The following is a 16,910-nucleotide window of genomic DNA, read 5'->3' on the forward strand; positions in this document are numbered from 1 at the left end:
GCATGCCGACGAGCCGGCCCGGCCGCCCGCCCGGGCCCGACGGCGGGCGCTTCGCCGTCGTCGACCCGGCGACGGGCGAGGCCTTCGCCGAGGCCCCCGACCAGCAGCCGGACATGCTGGACGCCGTCGTCGGCCGGGCCCACGAGGCCTGGCGCGGCTGGCGGGCCGACCCCGCCGCCCGCGCCGCCGCGTTGCGTGCGGCAGCCGACGCCGTGGAGGCGGCCGGAGCCGACCTCGCCCCGCTGCTCACCCGGGAACAGGGCAAACCCCTGGCCGAGTCGGCCGCCGAGGTCGCCCGGACGGCGGCCCGCCTGCGCTACTTCGCCGACCTGGCCCCCACGCCCCAGCCGATCGCGGACGGCCGCCCGGTGCGCAGCGAGATCCGCTGGCGGCCGCTGGGGCCGGTCGCCGCGATCGTCCCGTGGAACTTCCCGCTCCAGCTCGCGGCGGCGAAGTTCGCGCCCGCGCTCGCCGCGGGCAACACGATGGTGCTCAAGCCCTCCCCGTTCACCCCCCTCGCCACCCGGCTGCTGGGGTCCGTCCTCGCCACCGCCCTCCCCGAGGGCGTCCTGACGATCGTCACCGGCCGCGAACCCCTCGGCGCCCGGCTCGCCTCCCACCCGGGGATCCGCCACGTGACCTTCACCGGCTCGGTCCCCACCGGTCGGGCCGTCGCGGCGGGCGCGGCCGCCTCGCTCGCCCGGGTCACCCTGGAGCTGGGCGGCAACGACGCCGCCGTCCTGCTGGACGACGTGGACGTGGACCGGATCGCGGACCGGCTGTTCTGGGCGGCGTTCCGCAACTGCGGGCAGGTCTGCATGGCGGTCAAGCGCGTCTACGCCCCGGCCCGGCTCCACTCCCAGGTGGTCGAGGCCCTCGCGGAGCGGGCGAAGAGCGTCGTCGTCGGCGCCGGACTCGACCCGGGCACCCGGCTGGGGCCGGTCAACAACGCCCCCCAACTGGCCAGGGTCGAGCACTACACGGCCCGGGCCCTGGCAGGCGGCGCCCGGGCCGTGGCCGGTGGCCACCGACTGGACCGGCCGGGCTACTTCTTCGCCCCGACGATCCTGGCCGACGTCCCCGCCGACAGTCCGGTGGTGACGGAGGAGCAGTTCGGCCCGGTCCTGCCGGTGCTGGCGTACCGGAGCGTCGACGAGGCCGTCGAGGCGGCCAACGACACCGGATTCGGACTGGGCGGCTCGGTGTGGGGGACGGACCTCGACCGGGCCGAGGCGGTGGCCGACCGGCTGGAGTGCGGGACGGCGTGGATCAACCACCACGCCGAACTGTCCCTCGCCCAGCCCTTCGCGGGCATCAAGGAGAGCGGTGTCGGCGTCGCGGGCGGGCCGTGGGGGCTCTACGGGAACCTCAGGCCGTTCGTCGTGCACCGGCCGGAAGAGGCTTGACGATCCGGAGGAGGCGTGACGGTGACGATGAGGTTCGACGCCGCGGTACTGCGCTCGTACGAGGGCGGGTTCGCCGTCGAGGAGGTGGTCCTGAACGGGGGGCCGGCCGACGGCGAGGTCCTGGTGCGGATCGCGGGCTGCGGGATGTGCCGCACCGACCTCGCGGTCCGGCGTTCGGCGGGCCGCTCGCCGCTGCCGGCGGTGCTCGGGCACGAGGGGGCCGGGGTCGTGGTGGAGACCGGCGGCCCGCACACCGGGCTGAGCGTCGGCGACCACGTCGTGCTGAGCTTCGACTCCTGCGGACACTGCCGGAACTGCCTGGGTGCGGCCCCCGCCTACTGCGACTCCTTCGCCGCGCTCAACCTCTTCGGCGGGCGCCAGGAGGACGCGGCGCGGTTCACCGACGCGGCCGGGGGCGAACTGGCCCCCCGTTGGTTCGGCCAGTCCTCGTTCGCCGAGTACGCGATGGTTCCGGCGCGCAACGCCGTCCGGGTCGACCGCTCGCTGCCCCTCGACCTGCTCGGTCCCCTCGGCTGCGGCTTCCTGACCGGTGCCGGGGCGGTGTTCAACTCCTTCGGCGCCGGCCCCGGCGACACCGTCGTGGTCCTCGGCGCGGGGGCGGTGGGCCTGGCCGCGGTGATGGCGGCCACGGCCGCCGGGGCGGTGACCGTGGCCGTCGACCGGTACCCCGAACGGCTCGACCTCGCCGAGCGGTTCGGCGCGATCCCGCTGCGCGCCGGACCAGCCGACCAGGCCTCCGGGCCCGACCCTGTCCCCCGGCCCGGACTGGCCGAGCGGATCCAGCGGCTGACCGACGGCGGCGCGCAGTACGCGCTGGACACCACGGCCTCCGCCCCGCTGATCAACGAGGCGCTCCGGGCCCTGCGCCCGACCGGCCACCTCGGGCTGGTCGCCCGGCTCCGCACCGCGCTGCCGCTCGATCCGGGGACACTGGACCGGGGCCGGCGGATCTCCCACATCTGCGAGGGGGACGCGGTGCCGGCACTGCTGATCCCCCGGCTGACCCGGCTGTGGCAGGCCGGGAAGTTCCCCTTCGACCAGCTGATCCGCCGGTACCCGCTCGCCGCCGTCAACGAGGCCGAACGCGACTGCGACGCGGGCCGGGTGGTCAAACCCGTCCTGGTCCCGGAGCGGAGCGCCCGCTGAGCGAGGCGCTCCGCCCTCCCTGTGCCTCGGCCGGACAGGGCCTACACCCGGGGCTTGTGCGCGAACACCCAGCGGTTGCCCTCCAGCGCGTCGTTCGGCTCGGGCAGGGGGCCGCGTCCGTGCTGGTGGGTGAAGTCGAAGGGGGTGTGGACCGAGGTGATCCAGCCCTTGCCCGCCAGGGCGCCCGCGGAGTCGGGCCGCGGCTCTGCGTCGAACAGATCGAGCAGGTCGATGCCGATCTGGTGCTTCGTCGAGGTGTAGAGCGGGCTCTCGCGGTAGTCCAACAGGCTCTTCTCCAGCTTGACCTCGTACGCCATGGCGCTGCCGCCCGCGCTCAACCGGCCGACCGTGTCGATGAGTTGCGTCTCCACGCCGTTGGGCAGGTAGAAGAGCAGCCCCTCCGCCAGCCAGACGCTCGGCACGGCCGCGTCGAAGCCGGCCTCGGTCAGCGCTGCGGCCCAGTCGGCGCACAGGTCGGCGGCGACCGGGACGCGCGCCGCCTTCGGGGAGGCCGACAGCCCGCCGAGCACCCCGTGCTTGAAGGCCAGTACGCCCTCCCGGTCGACCTCGAAGACCGTGCAGCCGGGAGGCCAGTCGAGCCGGAACGCCCGCGTGTCCAACCCGGCGCCGAGCAGGACCACTTGACGGGCGCCCGAGTGCACCGACCGGAGCAGGAAGTCGTCGAGGACCCTCGTCCGCAGGCCGAAGTAGCGCGCGAACCGCCCCCACAGCGGGTTCGCGTCCCCGTCCGGCACCTGGTGCATCCGGACCGGCCAGCCCGCGGACGCCGGCGCGGCGAGCACGAAGTGCTCCGCGTAGACGTCCTGCGCCAGGGTGTCGTCCCGGTGGGTCTCGATCGCGCGCGCCGCGGCGACCAGGAGGGCCGTCAGACCGACACCGCCCTCCACCCCCTCCACACCGGTGCTCCGGTGCGCCGTACCGACCATGTGTCCTCCTCTTGAAGCGAGTTGAGAACGCGAACAGCGAGGAATGCGACTGCCTCCTCACTATCCAGCCGGCCCTCGCCCGCCCGGGAGCGGTCCCACCGGATCCACCCGACCGGGTGAATCCCGCCGTCACAGCGCCCGGACGCCCCCCGGGTGTGCTGCTGCTCACCGACCGCGCCGGGCCTGTTCGCGCACGTGCTCGGGGTACCAGCGGGTGATCCGGAACGCCAGCACCAGCAGGATCACCGGGATGACCCAGGTCAGCCAGTCCTTCGCCGAGCCGACGTGCAGGGCCGCCAGCCCCAGGAGCGCCGTGATCAGGAAGACCGTGCCCCAGAGCGCGGTCAGCAACCGGTTGGTGCGCCGGAACCGCGGCGTGCCCCAGACCTCCGGCGGCGTGGACTCCCGGGCGTACTGCTCGGTGAACGGGGTGAACGCCAGCGATCCCAGGGCCACCGCCGCGAGCACGCCGCTGGACAGCACCTGCGCGTAGGTCTCCAGCCAGACCAGGCTGTGCCGGTCGAGCACCAGGCCCAGTACGCAGAGCACGGCGAAGAAGACCACGCCGACGATGGTGAGCACCTTGAGCGCACGGTGGCGCGCGTCCGGCAGGGCGACGACGAGCGCGGCGACCAGCGCCGTCAGGGCCGCCAGTTTCCAGGTGCTCGGCCCGGCGATGACGTCGAACACGATCCACGGGACGAACGAGAGGAAGACCGAACCGGACCGCAGACCGCCCCGGCCCTGGCGTCCCGGCCCCGGACCGGGACCGGGACCGGGACCGGGACCGGGGGCGGGGGCCGGGGCGGGATCGGCTGCCGGGCCGGATACGGGGTCGGGCGGGGAAGGTCCGAACGTGGGTCGGTGCATGAGAGCCTCCGGTTCCATGCTGCGACCAGGCCGGTCCGGCTGCATCCGGGGCCGCCCTCGCCCCCTCGCGCCCCCTCCCCGAGGCGCCGGGGCGCTTCGGGGAGGTGCGGGGAGGTGCGGGGAGGTGCGGAGCGGGGTCAGGTCTTGCGCAGGGCCGGGGCCGGGGCGCCGATGAGGAGCCGGCGCACGGCGTCCCAGGCGGTGCGCTGGGCGGCGGCGCAGGCGCGGGTGTCGGAGCCGAGCAGGCGGAGCCAGGCGCCGCTGTCGTGCGGGAGGACGCTGACGCCGTGGAGCAGGCCGCTGCCGGCCAGGGCCTCGTGCAGGGTGTCGGCGACCTGCGCGGCGGGGGCGAGCGGCGTGACGACGTAGAGGCTCGCCATGACGTCGTGGCCGGCCAGGACCGCCGGGCCGGTGACGCCGGCCGCCGGGGGCTCCAGGCGGACGGTGTCGAGGGCGACCAACTGGCCGTCGGGTCGCCGGACTTCGAGGTCGGAGGCGAACACCTGGTAGGCGTTGCGCTCGCCCCGGGCGAGGCGGCCTGCGAGGACGGTCTCGCCGGCCAGCACGGTGGCGGTGGGGTCGACGGTGAGGACGGTGCGCTGGTAGAGCCGGGAGTCGACGAAGGGGATGACGGGCTCGGGCAGGTACTCGACGTAGGCGCGGGGGCCGGCGTCCAGGTTGACCAGCTGCGTCGCGTAGTCGAACTCCATCCGGTAGACCTTGGTGGCCGCCTGGGTGGTGAGGTGGGTCGCGGTGTCGGCGCCGCAGCGCAGATCGGTGCGGAGCCGGTCGGCCTGGAGGATGCCGCCGCCGGTGGACATCAGGAAGGTGACGGCGAGGTCCGGGCGGGCCGGGTCGAAGTAGAGCGGGCGCATGATCTGCAGCGGCGACTTCTGGTAGTGGCCGGTGAGTTCGGTGCGTTCGCCGATCCGTTCGAAGGCCAGCTCCAGCAGGCCGACCTTGCCGGGGCGCCCGACGCCCAGGGTGTCGGGCGTCCCGGCGTACCGGCGGACGGCGTACGGGACGCGGGCCGGCTCGTAGTGCCGCGGATCGAGCCGGGGCACGGCGGCCTCGGCGGCCTCCCCCGCAACCGCTTCCCCCGCGGCCGCGGTGACGGTCATGCCGGGACCTTGCGGAAGGTCTCCAGGAAGGTGGCGATCTCGTCCAGCCCGTGCCCGGTGAGGCAGTTGGTGAGCACGACCGGCCCGCCCTCGCGGACGCGGTGGGCGTCGGACTCCATGATGCCGAGGTCCGCGCGGACGTACTGGGCGATGTCGATCTTGTTGATGACCAGCAGGTCGGACTCGGTGATGCCCGGGCCGCGCTTGCGGGGCATCTTCTCGCCCTCGGCGGTGTCCAGGACGAAGAGGAAGAGGTCGACCAGGACGGGGCTGAAGGTCAGCGTGAGGTTGTCGCCGCCGGACTCGAACAGCAGGGTGTCGACGTCGGGGAAGCGCTCCAGCATCTCGGCGCCGGCCGCGAGGTTCATCGTCGGGTCGTCCCGGACGGCGGTGTGCGGGCAGGCGCCGGTCTCGACGCCGACGACCCGCTCGGGGTCGAGGACGCCGGCCAGGGTGCGACGCACGTGCTGCGCGTCCTCCTGGGTGTAGATGTCGTTGGTGATGACCGCCGGGCGGTGGCCGTTGGCGATCAGCACCGGGACGAGGGCCTCGATGAGCGCCGTCTTGCCGGAGCCGACCGGCCCGCCGATGCCCACGCGGAGCACGTTCTCGGTCATTGCTGTCTCCTTCTGATGCGGTGTGACGTTGGTTCTGTGTCCGGGAGGAGCGGGAGCTGCGACACTCCGGCGCCCGCCCGCACCTCCCGGACGCGGTTCAGCTGGCGAACAGCCGGGCCTCGGCCCGTTCGTGCCGTCCGGACATCGCGTCGGCGACCGGCACGCACCCGCCCAGGTCGTCCAACTCCCGGGCGAGGGCGGCCCGTACGGTCTCCTCGATCACCGGCGCCGCGGCCCGCAGCACCACCTGCGCCTTGCGGTGGTCGGTCAGCCGCAGCCGCAGGGCGGCGCCGACGAAGCTGGTGCAGAAGGCGAACAGGTCGCCGGCGACGGCCTGGTCGACGGGCACGGCGGCGGAGGCGTAGGCGACTCCGGCGGCCACCGGCTGGGAGCCGGGGGCCTGCTTGGCGGCGACCAGTTCGGCGTACCGGTCCAGCGGTTCGCCGCCGATCGACTCCCGGGCGATGTCGAGGAGTTGGCGCCCGGTCCGGGTGGAGGCCAGGCGCAGCTCGCGGTTGAGCTTGGTGGCGTGCAGCCGCTGGTCCACCTCGACCAGCAGGCCCCAGTCGCCGGCCCGGGCGGCGCCGTGGGCGAGGGCGAGCGCGGTGGCGTCGCCGGGGCCGACCGAGTGGCGCAGCAGGTCGGTGAGCAGGTCGGGCATGGTGTCCGCGGTGACGGCCTTGGCCTGCGCGTAGCCCTCCAGGCCGTGCGAGAGGGTGTAGAAGCCGCTGGGGAAGGCCGAGTCGGTCAGCTGGAGGCTGACCAGCAGGGCGTCGAGGCCTCCCCCGAGCCCGGGAGAGCCGGGCCCCGACGAACCGGGCCCCGACGAACCGGGCCCCGAAGAGCCGCTCACGCGAGGTAGAACAGGTGGTTGAGCGGGAGTTCGCGGGCGGGCTCGATGGTGGCCGGCTCGCCGTCCAGGGTGACCTTGTAGGTCTCCGGGTCGACGGCGATCTTCGGCAGCGCATCGTTGCGGACCATGTGCTGCTTGCCGACCGAGCGGCAGCGCCGTACGGGCAGGACCCGGCTGTCCAGCCCGAGTTGGGCCGGGACGCCGAGGTCGATGGCGGCCTGCGACATGAAGGAGACCCGGGTGGCCTGCTTGGCCCGGCCGAGCGCGCCGTACATCGGGCGGTAGTAGACCGGCTGCGGGGTGGGCAGCGAGGCGTTCGGGTCCCCCATCAGCGCCCAGTTGATGACGCCGCCCTTGATGACCATCTTGGGCTTGGCGCCGAAGGAGTTGATCGGCCAGAGCACGATGTCGGCGAGCTTGCCGCTCTCCAGCGAGCCGATGTGGTCGGCGGTGCCGGAGGCGATGGCCGGGTTGATGGTGAGCTTGGCGAGGTAGCGCAGGACGCGGAAGTTGTCGTTGCGCTCGGTGTCGCCGTCGAGCTTGCCGCGCTGGTCCTTGCAGTGGTGGGCGGTCTGGAAGGCGCGGGTGAAGGACTCCCCGATCCGGCCCATCGCCTGCGAGTCCGAGGAGAAGATCGAGATGACGCCCTCGTCGTGCAGGACGGTCTCGGCGGCGATCGTCTCGGCGCGGACCCGGGAGTCGGCGAAGGAGACGTCCTCGGGGATGTCGTGGCTGAGGTGGTGGCAGACCATCACCATGTCCAGCAGTTCGTCGACCGAGTTGACGGTGTAGGGCAGCGTGGGGTTGGTGGAGGACGGCAGGACGTTGGGCTCTCCGGCGATCCGCATGATGTCGGGGGCGTGGCCGCCGCCCGCGCCCTCGGTGTGGAAGGTGTGGATGGTGCGGCCGTCGATGGCGGAGAGGGTGTCCTCGAAGAAGCCGCCCTCGTTGAGGGTGTCCGTGTGGATGGCCACCTGGACGTCGTACTCGTCGGCGACGCCGAGCGCGCTGTCGATGGCGGCGGGGGTGCTGCCCCAGTCCTCGTGCACCTTGAGGCCGCAGACGCCGGCCTCGACCTGCTCGCGCAGGGCGCCGGGCAGCGAGCCGTTGCCCTTGCCGAGGAGTCCGACGTTGACCGGGAGGTCCTCGACCGCCTGGTACATCCGGTGGATGTTCCACGGGCCGGGGGTGCAGGTGGTGCCGTTGGTGCCGTCGGAGGGGCCGGTGCCGCCGCCGATGAGGGTGGTGATGCCGTTGCTCAGCGCCTCCTGCACCTGCTGCGGGGCGATGAAGTGGATGTGGGTGTCGATGCCGCCGGCGGTGGCGATCAGGTGCTCGCCGGAGATCACCTCGGTGCCGGGGCCGATGACCAGCCGGGGGTGCACGCCGCTCTGGGTGTGCGGGTTGCCGGCCTTGCCGACGGCGGTGATGAAGCCGTCCTTGACGCCGATGTCGCCCTTGACCACGCCGAGGACGGCGTCCATCACGACGACGTTGGTGATCACCAGGTCCAGCGCGCCCTGGGCGGAGGTGGCGGCCGGGTCCTGGGCCATGCCGTCGCGGATGCCCTTGCCGCCGCCGTAGACGGCCTCGTCGCCGTAGTGGCCCTGGTTGAAGTCCTTCTCGATCTCGACGACGAGGTTGGTGTCGGCGAGGTGGAAGCGGTCACCGACGGTGGGCCCGAAGAGATCGGTGTACTGCTTGCGGGACAGCGTGGCCATCAGCGGTCGCCTTCCTTGTGGTCGAGGTTGGTGCCCTTGAACCCGAGGGCGATCGCCCGGTCGATCGCCCGGGCGCGGGTGTCGGCCGACCTGATGCCGCCGTCGACGAGGTTGCTGAAGCCGATCAGGCGGCCGTGGCCGCCGAACTCGGCGAGCGTGACGTCCTTGGTGTCGCCCGGCTCGAAGCGGACGGCGGTGCCGGCCGGGATGTCCAGGTGCTTGCCGTAGGCGGCGTTGCGGTCGAAGTCGAGGGCGCGGTTGGCCTCGAAGAAGTGGTAGTGCGAGCCGACCTGGATCGCCCGGTCGCCGGTGTTGCTGACCGTGATGGTGACCTGGGCGCGACCGGCGTTGATCTCCACCGGGTCGTCGCCGTACAGGTACGTGGCGCCACCAGACATGGCGGGCCCTTCCTCTCTGTCGGTTCAGTTCAGTCGGTTCAGTGATGTGTGTGGCCGTGGGTGTGCCCGCCGGTGCCACCGTGGCCGTGGCCGTGGCCGTGCGAGTGGTCCCCGCCGGGGCCGTGGCTGTGGGCGTAGCCGTGCCCGTGCTCGGCGTCGAGGCCGGCCAGGATGCCGTCCTCGCCGTGGCCGAGCAGGTGCAGGGCCGCCGCGGTGCGGGCCGCGACGACGCCGGCGATCGCGGACGGCCGCAGCAGCGGCCCGCCGTCCCGCACCCCGGGCAGTTCGGTGCTCAGCGCCGGTCCGAACGAGGCCGGGACGGCCGTCACTTCGCGGGCGCCGAGCAGCCGGCAGCGTTCGGCGCCCTCGGCGAGGTCGGGGTCGCCGCCCGCGAAGGCCACCTCGACCCAGCGGTGGTGGCCGTACTGGCGGACCAGCCGGGCGATCCGGAACAGGTCCGCGTCCTCGAAGGGGCCGGCCGCCGGGGCGGTGACCAGCACGGCGCCGTCGGGCCCGGGGGCGGCGGAGGCCGCGGCCCGCAGCCAGCCGACGAGGTGGTCCTTGCCGCCGAACGCCCCGGTCAGGGCGAGTCGTCCGCGCCCCTCCCCTGCTGCCAGCCAGCGCAGCGCCCGGGCGGTGTCGGCCACCAGCTTCGGGTCGCGGCCCAGCGTCATCGGGACGACGCACACCGGGCCGTCGGTGGCGGCCAGCGCCGAGCGGACGGCCTCGCCGAGCGCCCGGCCGGCGGCGGCCGCGGCGTGGACGGCGGGCTCGCGCTCCACCAGGGCGGCCAGGTCCCGGCCGCCGTCGCTCTCGTGCCCGCCGGCCAGCACCACCGTGGCGGCGGGTACCGGGGCCGAGGTCGGCGCCGGCGCCGAGGTCGACCCTGGCGTCGGACCGGTCACCGTTTCCGACTGACGTACCGTCATGGCTCAGGCACCCACCGGGTCGTGGCAGGAGACCAGCTTGGTGCCGTCCAGGAACGCGGCCTCGACCTGGAGCAGCGGCAGCATCTCGCGGACGCCGGGCATGACGTCCTCGCCGCTGACGACCTGCTTGCCGATCTCCATGCACTCGGCGACGGTGCGCCCGTCCCGGGCGCCCTCCATGATCGCCTCGCTGATCAGCGCGCAGGCCTCGCTGTAGTTCAGTTTCACACCGCGGTCGCGGCGTTTGCGGGCCAGATCGGCCACGACGTAGATGTACAGCTTGTCCATCTCACGCGGGGCGAGATTCACGGGAATCACTCTTCCTTTCCGAGGGAACTCCGCAGGAACTCCGAATGAACACGCCTGTCACGGGCGGGAATTCGGACCACCGAAACCCGGTCAGACTCTGCGCAGCCGGGGAATGGCCGGCACCGCCGCCAGGAACAGCATGGTGGTCAGGACGAACGGCCAGGTGAAGGCGTGGCCGCCGAACGGCGCGGTGGCGGCGGCCAGCGCCGGGGTCAGGACGGTGGCGGCGGCCGCGCCGAGGACGGCGTAGGCCGCGCTCCACCCGCCGGGGGCGACGAACACGCCGCACAGCGCCATCGCGACGAGCACCCCGCTGTACCCGAGCAGCCCCTGGCCGACGGCGTCGGCGGGCGCGCCGAGCGCCCAGGCGGTGAGCAGCCCGGTCGCGCTGCCCGCGCAGGCCAGCAGGCCGGCCGGGCGGCTGGCCGCGAAGATGCCGGCCAGGAACAGCAGGCCGACGTACCACTGGGGCATGAAGAAGATCTGGCCGATGTTGGCGAAGAACCCGTGCCACAGCTGGTCCCAGGTCAGCCCGATCGGGCCGGCGGCCGGCCCGGCCAGGGCGGTCGGGGCGCCGGTGCCGTGCCACAGGTGGCGGAAGCCGGGCGCCGCGGCCGTCGTCGCGGTGGCGACCAGGCAGAACGGCGCGGTGAGCGCGGGCAGTTTCCAGCTGTCGAGCACCGCGCCGAGGCCCGCGGTGACCACCACGGCGACGACGGCGCCGAGGACGGCCGCCGCGACGGTGGCGGGGTGGTCGGGGCCGAGGAAGACCGCGCACCCCAGCGCCACCAGGCAGCCGTTGTAGCCGTGCAGCCCGGCCTCGACGGCGTCGCGCGCCAGCCGCAGGCCGTACGCGACGGCGGTTCCGACGGCGCTGCCGAGCAGTCCGTAGACGCCGTAGCGCCAGCCGGCCGCGAAGAGTGCGGCCACGAAGAACAGGCCGCAGACGGCGGACGGCATGAAGTCCACCTGCGCGACGCCGCGCAGGACTTCGACGGCTAACTTGAGGGATATCGGGCGGGCGGCCCCCGAGGCCCCCGGCTCACCCTTTTTCTGACCCATACTTCGCACCAATTCCCGGTACGGCTTTTCACGGCATGGCGAATAGTCCCGCAAGGCTGCTCGACTTTACTCGCGAGCACGCCCGGCGATTCCTCCGGAACCGTACTCCTGCGGAATGCCGGTCGGCGCGGACACGACCGGTTACACCCGTATGGCGAAGGGTGATCATCAGGCCTCTGAGCTGCAACAATATGTTGATTGCGCAGGTCAGTGACCCCCCTGTGGAGAGCCATTCTTTGCGAAGTTTTACTTGCGACAGACGAAAACGAGAAGGTGGTCATGTCAAGGAATTCGACACGAAGCCGCCCCGGTCAGGCAATTCGGACATCCGGCGCCGCGAAAGGCGGCGCAGCACTGCGGGAATGTGGTGGAAATGTGCATGCGACGCGTCGGAAAGCAGCCGGGTCGGCGAACGCGGGCCCGCGAGCACGAACCGGCCGCCGGGCTCCCGGCAGCGCGGGAGCGGACCGATGGCCGGTGGCCGGTGGCCGGTGGCGGCCTCCGGGACGCCTGCGGGCTACCGGCAGTGGGGTGGTCGGACTATCGTTAGTTAGCGAAAGCTATCGAAGTACTCTCCGACTGGCGGCCCCGGTCTGCCACTCACCTGGGGGCAGCGGTGGCGACGAAGATCCCGAACAACGGCAGGCGCCGGCCCGTCCGCGCGGTCCGCGGAGCCGTGGCGGCGGACCATCCCCGGTACAAGTGGGTCGCCCTCTCCAACACCACGCTCGGCACCCTGATCGCCACCGTCAACGCCTCGATCGTCCTGATCTCCCTCCCCGCGATCTTCAACGGCATCGGCCTCGACCCGCTCCAACCCGGCAACGTCAGCTACCTGTTGTGGATGCTGATGGGCTACATGCTGGTCACCGCCGTCCTGGTGGTCACCCTCGGCAGGCTGGGCGACATCCACGGCCGGGTCCGGATCTACAACGCCGGCTTCCTGATCTTCACCCTCACCTCGGTGGCCCTCTCCCTCGACCCGCTGCACGGCGGGCCGGGCGCGCTGTGGCTGATCGGCTGGCGGGTGGTGCAGGCGATCGGCGGCTCGATGCTGATGGCCAACTCGGCCGCGATCATCACCGACGCGTTCCCCGCCCACCGGCGCGGCATGGCGCTGGGGGTGAACATCGTCGCGGGCATCGCCGGCTCCTTCATCGGCCTGGTGCTGGGCGGGCTGCTGGCCGAGTGGAACTGGCGGTCGATCTTCTGGGTCAACGTGCCGATCGGCATCCTCGGCACGGTCTGGGCCTACCGGTCGCTGCGCGAGACCGGCGTACGGCGGCCCGCCCGGATCGACTGGTGGGGCAACGTCACCTTCGCCGTCGGCCTGACCGCCCTGCTGGCCGCGATCACCTACGGCATCCAGCCCTACGGCGGCCACACCATGGGCTGGACCAGCCCCTGGGTGATGGGCGGGCTGTTCGGCGGCGTGGCGCTGCTGATCGCCTTCTGCCTGGTCGAGTCCAGGGTCGCCGAGCCGATGTTCCCGCTGGCGCTGTTCCGCGACCCGGTCTTCGCCGGCGGCAACGCGGCCACCCTGCTGGGCTCGATCGCCCGCGGCGGCCTCCAGTTCATGCTGATCATCTGGCTGCAGGGGATCTGGCTGCCGCTGCACGGCTACGACTACGCCGACACCCCGCTGTGGGCGGGCATCTACCTCGTCCCGCTGACCGTCGGCTTCCTGGCCGCCGGGCCGGTCTCGGGCTACCTCTCCGACCGCGCCGGGGCCCGGCTGTTCGCCTCCGGCGGACTGGTGGTGATGGCCCTGTCCTTCGCCGGACTGCTGCTCCTGCCCACCGACTTCGGCTACCCGTGGTTCGCCGTCCTGGTGTTCCTCAACGGGCTGGGCGGCGGCCTGTTCGCGGCCCCCAACACCTCGCTGATCATGTCGAGCGTGCCCGCCGAGGCCCGCGGCGCCGCCTCCGGCATGCGGGCCACCTTCCAGAACGCCGGCATGGTGCTCTCGATCGGCGTCTTCTTCTCGCTGATGGTGGCCGGCCTGGCCGGCTCGCTGCCGCACACCCTCACCGCCGGACTGACCGCGCAGGGCGTGCCCGCCGCCGACGCGCACACCATCGCCTCGCTGCCACCGGTCGGCACGCTCTTCGCCGCGTTCCTCGGGTACAACCCGATCCAGCAGCTGCTGGGCCCGCACGTGCTCGGCATGCTGCCGGCGGCCAACGCCCGGACGCTGACCGGCCGGGAGTTCTTCCCGCAACTGATCTCGGGCCCCTTCCACGACGGCCTGGTCGTGGTGTTCTGGCTGGCGATCGCCATGTCGCTGGTCGCCGCGGCGGCCTCGCTGGTCCGCGAGCGGACCGGGCCGCGCCGGCCCCGCCGCACCCGGCCGGGCACGGTCGGGCCCGCTGAACGGCCCGGTGTGGGCCGGCCCGCACCGCGCGGAAAGGCCCGCAGGCCATGACCGGGCACGATGCCGTGACCGACTCCGTGACCGGCGCCGACGCCGACACCGCGACCGGCGCCGACACCGCGACCGACGCCGAGGCCGCAACCGCCGCCGACGCCGACGCCCAGGCCGGGAGCCACGGCGCAGCCGGGGCCGGTCTCTCCGCCAAGGCCGTCGTCCGGCTGCGCCTGGCGATCGGCCGGCTCAACCGGCAGATGGCCCGCGCCTCCGGCGGCCAGGACCTCACCGTCGCCCAACTCTCCGCCCTGGCCCGGGTGGAGGTGCACGGCCCGCTGCGGCTCGGCGAACTCGCCGCGCGGGAGGGGGTGGCCGTGCCGTCCGTGCTCCGCACGATCGCCCCGCTGACCGCCGACGGCCTGATCGCCAAGACCCCCGACCCGCTGGACGGCCGCTCCCAGCTGCTCGAACTCACTCCGGCCGGCCTGGCGGCGATCACCCGGATCCGCCGGGAGCGCTCCGCCCTGCTGGCCCGCCGCAGCGCGCGGCTCACCCCGCAGCAGTGCCGTCAACTGGAGGCGGCCGTACCGCTGTTGGAGCTGCTGCTGGACGATCCCGACCCGGCCTTCCCCGGCCAAGCCTGCCCCGATCCGCCCTGCCCCGACCCGGCCTACCCCGACCGGCGCGACTCCGCCGGCTGAGGCAGCGCTCCTCGGGGCGCCTACGCCGTCTCGCGGAGGAATCCGGTGAGCAACTCGAAGGTCTCCTCGGGCCGTTCGAGGCCGGGGAAGTGGCCGGCCCAGGGCAGTTCGAGCCGGCGGGCGCCGGGGATCCGGGTCGCCAAGGAGTCGGCGATCTGCCGGAAGTCGTCCACGTCGTGGCCGCCGGTCACGACCAGGCAGGGCGCCGTGATCCGGGAGAGGTCCGCTTCGTCGTCGGTGGGGCCGATCTCGGCGTCCGTCTGCACCTCGAAGGCGCGCCGCTGCATCCGGCGGACGAGTTCGCGGGCCTCGTCGCCCGCCTCCGGGCCCAGCCAGGTCTCGACGTTGAGCTCGACGGCGCCCTCGACGTCCCCGGTCGCGAGGAGTTCCCGCTCCCGTGCGGCGAAGGCCATCAGGGCGTCACCGGCGACGTGCTCGGCCGCCCCGGAGCAGAGCAGGGCCAGCGCGGTGACGGCCCCGGGGCGCAGCGCCGCCACGTCCATGGCGACCTTCCCCCCGTACGAGGCGCCGATCAGCGCGGCGCTCTCGACGCCCAGGTGGTCGAGGAGCGCCAGCACGTCCTGCGCGTCGCTGTACGGGGCGTCGGCCGGCGGCGTGTCGCCGAAGGCCCGGAAGTCGCCCCGGATCACCCGGTAGCCCGCGTCGACCAGCCCCTGCCACTGCGGGTCCCACATCCTCCGATCGCACACGGACGAGTGCAGCAGCACCACGGTGGGGCGGTCGCCCGGCAGGTCATGAGATACGTCATGGGAGAGGATCATCCGCGGATCGTATCGACGCCGCTGGGGGACGCCAACCGGTTTGGTGATCGGCGGGAGTAAGCGCTTTGGGCCGCTTCCGGGCTCTAGGTGGGTGAGGAGGTGCTCATGGGAGGCACGAAGACCGACCGGGACGAGGAGTTCCAGGCGTTCATCGTCGGGGCCTGGCCACGGCTGCTGCGGACGGCATACCTGTTGGCCGGGGAGCAGTACGCGGCCGAGGACCTGGTGCAGTCCGCGGCGGAGAAGGCCTGCGCGGCCTGGGCGAAGGTGCGACGGGCCGGCGATCCGCACAGCTACGTGCGGCGGATCCTGGTGAACGAACACGCCCGCCGCTGGCGCCGTCGCGCGCCGGAGCTGCTGGTGTACGCGGTGCCGGACGAGGCCGGAGCAGAGGACTGCTACGCCCGCTCCGACCAGCGCGGCGCGCTGATGACGGCGCTGGCCGCCCTGCCGGCCCGCCAGCGCGAGGCCGTGGTGCTGCGCTACTGGGAGGACCTGAGCGACAGTCAGGCCGCCGAGGCGATGGGCTGCTCGACGGGCGCCGTGCGCAGCCACGCGGCCAAGGGGATCGCGAGACTGCGGGGGGCCGCAGCGCTGAAGGAAATCAAGGGCATGACGAGCATCGGAGGTGCGGTATGAGCGCGGGCGGCAACGGCGGGACGGTCGGCATGGGCGCGGCGGGCGACGACGGCGACGTGTGGGTCGGACTCGGCCTGGCGGAGGTGGCGGCCGGGGCCAGGATCAGCCCGGCGCCGATGGCGGACATCATGGCGGGCGGCCGCCGGATCCGGCGCCGTCGCCGGTCGGTGGTCGGCGCGCTCGCACTGGCCTCGGTGGTGGTGCTGGGCGGCGGGACGATGGCGGGTCTGCACAGCTCCCCCGCGAGCAGCGGCGCCCAGGCGCTCGTCCCGGCCAACGGCGGTCCCGGCGGCGGCACCGGGGGCGGCCCGGCCGCCCAGCCGTCCGGCACGGCGACGGCCGAGCGGGACCCGTTCACCCCGGTCCGGGTGACGCTCGCCCAGGGCAACACCCCCGACGGCAAGACGTGGAAGCTCTGGACGGCGCTCTGGCCGGTCGCCCCGAAGGAGCGGGCGTACGAGCAGGCGGTGGCCGTCTGGGAGGAGCGCCACGCCGTCGACTCCTCGCTCGACAAGCCGACGGAGGCGTACGTCCAGCAGTACTGGCAGCCCAACGAGGACGTCGTGAACGACTACGTCACCCTGGACGGGGTGCGCCAGCCGCACGACAACGCGGGCAGCTACCCGGCGCCGGGCCACCTCGACCCGCGGATGGCCGACACGTTCAGCGGCGGCCTGATGGGCGCCCGGGACAAGTCCGGCACGCCCGGTCCGCTCCCGATCAAGCTCGCCGTGATGGCCCTCGGCCCGGACGTCGGCAAGGTCCTGGTGACCTGGTCGGACGGCACGGTCATGGAGCCGTGGCTGAAGGCCGTCGGGGACTCCCCGTACCAGCGGCTGGTGGTACCCGAGCAGCCGGGCAAGAAGGTGACGTCGTGGCAGTTCTTCGACAAGAACGGCACCAAGCTGCCGGACGCCGGCGAGAAGATGCTGACCGAGTAGCGGTCGACGCGACCGGCTGAACACGACCGGGCGGCCACGGCCGCCCGACCAGGCCCGCGGGGCCGGCCCGCTCCCCCGG

General features: G+C 73.5%; 17 protein-coding genes. 6 read left to right on the forward strand and 11 right to left on the reverse strand.

From position 1 onward, the window contains the following. The first annotated feature begins 2 nt into the window (after nucleotides 1-2). Both ACFVX9_RS06080 and ACFVX9_RS06085 read left to right on the forward strand, forming a co-directional pair. Entirely contained in the window at nucleotides 3-1,406 is a 1,404-nt protein-coding gene (locus ACFVX9_RS06080) for an aldehyde dehydrogenase family protein (protein ID WP_387980638.1), read from the forward strand. Between the two features lie 27 nt (nucleotides 1,407-1,433). Further along, a complete protein-coding gene (locus ACFVX9_RS06085; RefSeq protein WP_387980705.1) occupies nucleotides 1,434-2,573 on the forward strand; it encodes an alcohol dehydrogenase catalytic domain-containing protein in 1,140 nt (379 codons plus the stop codon). Nucleotides 2,574-2,614: 41 nt separating this feature from the next. Here ACFVX9_RS06085 and ACFVX9_RS06090 read toward each other — a convergent pair whose 3' ends face one another. The 10 genes from ACFVX9_RS06090 to ACFVX9_RS06135 all read right to left on the reverse strand — a co-directional run bounded on the left by ACFVX9_RS06090 (nucleotide 2,615) and on the right by ACFVX9_RS06135 (nucleotide 11,400). After that, nucleotides 2,615-3,520, reverse strand: coding sequence for a class I SAM-dependent methyltransferase (locus ACFVX9_RS06090; protein WP_380335939.1), 906 nt, complete (start codon nucleotides 3,518-3,520; stop codon nucleotides 2,615-2,617). Nucleotides 3,521-3,685: 165 nt separating this feature from the next. Continuing rightward, nucleotides 3,686-4,210 carry a hypothetical protein gene (locus ACFVX9_RS06095; RefSeq protein ID WP_387980641.1) on the reverse strand — a complete coding sequence of 175 codons (525 nt, stop codon included), beginning with the start codon at nucleotides 4,208-4,210 and terminating at the stop codon, nucleotides 3,686-3,688. A 317-nt stretch (nucleotides 4,211-4,527) separates the two neighbouring features. After that, nucleotides 4,528-5,511 carry an urease accessory protein UreD gene (locus tag ACFVX9_RS06100; RefSeq protein WP_380368900.1) on the reverse strand — a complete coding sequence of 328 codons (984 nt, stop codon included), beginning with the start codon at nucleotides 5,509-5,511 and terminating at the stop codon, nucleotides 4,528-4,530. Then, complete coding sequence (gene ureG, locus ACFVX9_RS06105) at nucleotides 5,508-6,128, reverse strand: urease accessory protein UreG (protein WP_063349828.1); 621 nt, start codon at nucleotides 6,126-6,128, stop codon at nucleotides 5,508-5,510. The genes ACFVX9_RS06100 and ureG overlap by 4 nt, the downstream gene beginning before the upstream one ends. A gap of 97 nt (nucleotides 6,129-6,225) precedes the next feature. Beyond that, a complete protein-coding gene (locus ACFVX9_RS06110; RefSeq protein ID WP_387980643.1) occupies nucleotides 6,226-6,981 on the reverse strand; it encodes an urease accessory protein UreF in 756 nt (251 codons plus the stop codon). After that, nucleotides 6,978-8,702, reverse strand: coding sequence for an urease subunit alpha (ureC, locus tag ACFVX9_RS06115; protein ID WP_063349826.1), 1,725 nt, complete (start codon nucleotides 8,700-8,702; stop codon nucleotides 6,978-6,980). The genes ACFVX9_RS06110 and ureC overlap by 4 nt, the downstream gene beginning before the upstream one ends. Continuing rightward, entirely contained in the window at nucleotides 8,702-9,100 is a 399-nt protein-coding gene (locus tag ACFVX9_RS06120; RefSeq protein ID WP_063349825.1) for an urease subunit beta, read from the reverse strand. Before ACFVX9_RS06120 ends, ureC begins: the two co-directional genes overlap by 1 nt. Nucleotides 9,101-9,138: 38 nt before the next feature. After that, complete coding sequence (locus ACFVX9_RS06125; protein ID WP_387980646.1) at nucleotides 9,139-10,029, reverse strand: sirohydrochlorin chelatase; 891 nt, start codon at nucleotides 10,027-10,029, stop codon at nucleotides 9,139-9,141. Between the two features lie 3 nt (nucleotides 10,030-10,032). Beyond that, nucleotides 10,033-10,338, reverse strand: coding sequence for an urease subunit gamma (locus ACFVX9_RS06130; protein WP_063349823.1), 306 nt, complete (start codon nucleotides 10,336-10,338; stop codon nucleotides 10,033-10,035). A gap of 90 nt (nucleotides 10,339-10,428) precedes the next feature. Next, nucleotides 10,429-11,400: an urea transporter gene (locus tag ACFVX9_RS06135; protein WP_380368885.1), complete on the reverse strand. Its 972-nt coding sequence runs from the start codon at nucleotides 11,398-11,400 to the stop codon at nucleotides 10,429-10,431. Between the two features lie 616 nt (nucleotides 11,401-12,016). On the opposite strand from ACFVX9_RS06135, the gene ACFVX9_RS06140 reads away from it, so the two are divergent. Both ACFVX9_RS06140 and ACFVX9_RS06145 read left to right on the forward strand, forming a co-directional pair. Further along, entirely contained in the window at nucleotides 12,017-13,825 is a 1,809-nt protein-coding gene (locus ACFVX9_RS06140) for an MFS transporter (protein ID WP_387980648.1), read from the forward strand. Beyond that, complete coding sequence (locus ACFVX9_RS06145) at nucleotides 13,822-14,469, forward strand: MarR family winged helix-turn-helix transcriptional regulator (protein WP_387980650.1); 648 nt, start codon at nucleotides 13,822-13,824, stop codon at nucleotides 14,467-14,469. Before ACFVX9_RS06140 ends, ACFVX9_RS06145 begins: the two co-directional genes overlap by 4 nt. A 20-nt stretch (nucleotides 14,470-14,489) precedes the next feature. Here ACFVX9_RS06145 and ACFVX9_RS06150 read toward each other — a convergent pair whose 3' ends face one another. Continuing rightward, on the reverse strand, nucleotides 14,490-15,251 hold the full coding sequence (locus ACFVX9_RS06150; protein ID WP_387980652.1) for an alpha/beta fold hydrolase: 762 nt from the start codon (nucleotides 15,249-15,251) through the stop codon (nucleotides 14,490-14,492). A gap of 105 nt (nucleotides 15,252-15,356) precedes the next feature. Between ACFVX9_RS06150 and ACFVX9_RS06155 the strand changes: the two genes are divergently transcribed. Further along, nucleotides 15,357-15,890, forward strand: a complete 534-nt coding sequence (locus ACFVX9_RS06155) for a SigE family RNA polymerase sigma factor (protein ID WP_063349820.1) — start codon at nucleotides 15,357-15,359, stop codon at nucleotides 15,888-15,890. Continuing rightward, nucleotides 15,887-16,831 (forward strand): hypothetical protein, encoded by a 945-nt coding sequence (locus ACFVX9_RS06160; RefSeq protein ID WP_380368872.1) that lies wholly within the window; start codon nucleotides 15,887-15,889, stop codon nucleotides 16,829-16,831. The genes ACFVX9_RS06155 and ACFVX9_RS06160 overlap by 4 nt, the downstream gene beginning before the upstream one ends. Nucleotides 16,832-16,910 lie beyond the last annotated feature (79 nt).

The sequence above is a fragment of the Kitasatospora sp. NPDC058243 genome (assembly GCF_042882025.1).
Lineage (GTDB): Bacteria > Actinomycetota > Actinomycetes > Streptomycetales > Streptomycetaceae > Kitasatospora.

Excerpts from the sequence above, each read along its gene's own strand:
- ACFVX9_RS06080 (WP_387980638.1), top strand. The coding sequence starts at position 3 with ATGCCGACGAGCCGGCCCGGCCGCCCGCCCGGGCCCGACGGCGGGCGC.
- ACFVX9_RS06085 (WP_387980705.1), top strand. The coding sequence starts at position 1,434 with ATGAGGTTCGACGCCGCGGTACTGCGCTCGTACGAGGGCGGGTTCGCC.
- ACFVX9_RS06160 (WP_380368872.1), top strand. The coding sequence starts at position 15,887 with ATGAGCGCGGGCGGCAACGGCGGGACGGTCGGCATGGGCGCGGCGGGC.
- ureC (WP_063349826.1), bottom strand. The coding sequence starts at position 8,702 with ATGGCCACGCTGTCCCGCAAGCAGTACACCGATCTCTTCGGGCCCACC.
- ACFVX9_RS06135 (WP_380368885.1), bottom strand. The coding sequence starts at position 11,400 with ATGGGTCAGAAAAAGGGTGAGCCGGGGGCCTCGGGGGCCGCCCGCCCG.
- ureG (WP_063349828.1), bottom strand. The coding sequence starts at position 6,128 with ATGACCGAGAACGTGCTCCGCGTGGGCATCGGCGGGCCGGTCGGCTCC.
- ACFVX9_RS06145 (WP_387980650.1), top strand. The coding sequence starts at position 13,822 with ATGACCGGGCACGATGCCGTGACCGACTCCGTGACCGGCGCCGACGCC.
- ACFVX9_RS06120 (WP_063349825.1), bottom strand. The coding sequence starts at position 9,100 with ATGTCTGGTGGCGCCACGTACCTGTACGGCGACGACCCGGTGGAGATC.
- ACFVX9_RS06150 (WP_387980652.1), bottom strand. The coding sequence starts at position 15,251 with ATGATCCTCTCCCATGACGTATCTCATGACCTGCCGGGCGACCGCCCC.
- ACFVX9_RS06100 (WP_380368900.1), bottom strand. The coding sequence starts at position 5,511 with ATGACCGTCACCGCGGCCGCGGGGGAAGCGGTTGCGGGGGAGGCCGCC.
- ACFVX9_RS06090 (WP_380335939.1), bottom strand. The coding sequence starts at position 3,520 with ATGGTCGGTACGGCGCACCGGAGCACCGGTGTGGAGGGGGTGGAGGGC.
- ACFVX9_RS06155 (WP_063349820.1), top strand. The coding sequence starts at position 15,357 with ATGGGAGGCACGAAGACCGACCGGGACGAGGAGTTCCAGGCGTTCATC.
- ACFVX9_RS06125 (WP_387980646.1), bottom strand. The coding sequence starts at position 10,029 with ATGACGGTACGTCAGTCGGAAACGGTGACCGGTCCGACGCCAGGGTCG.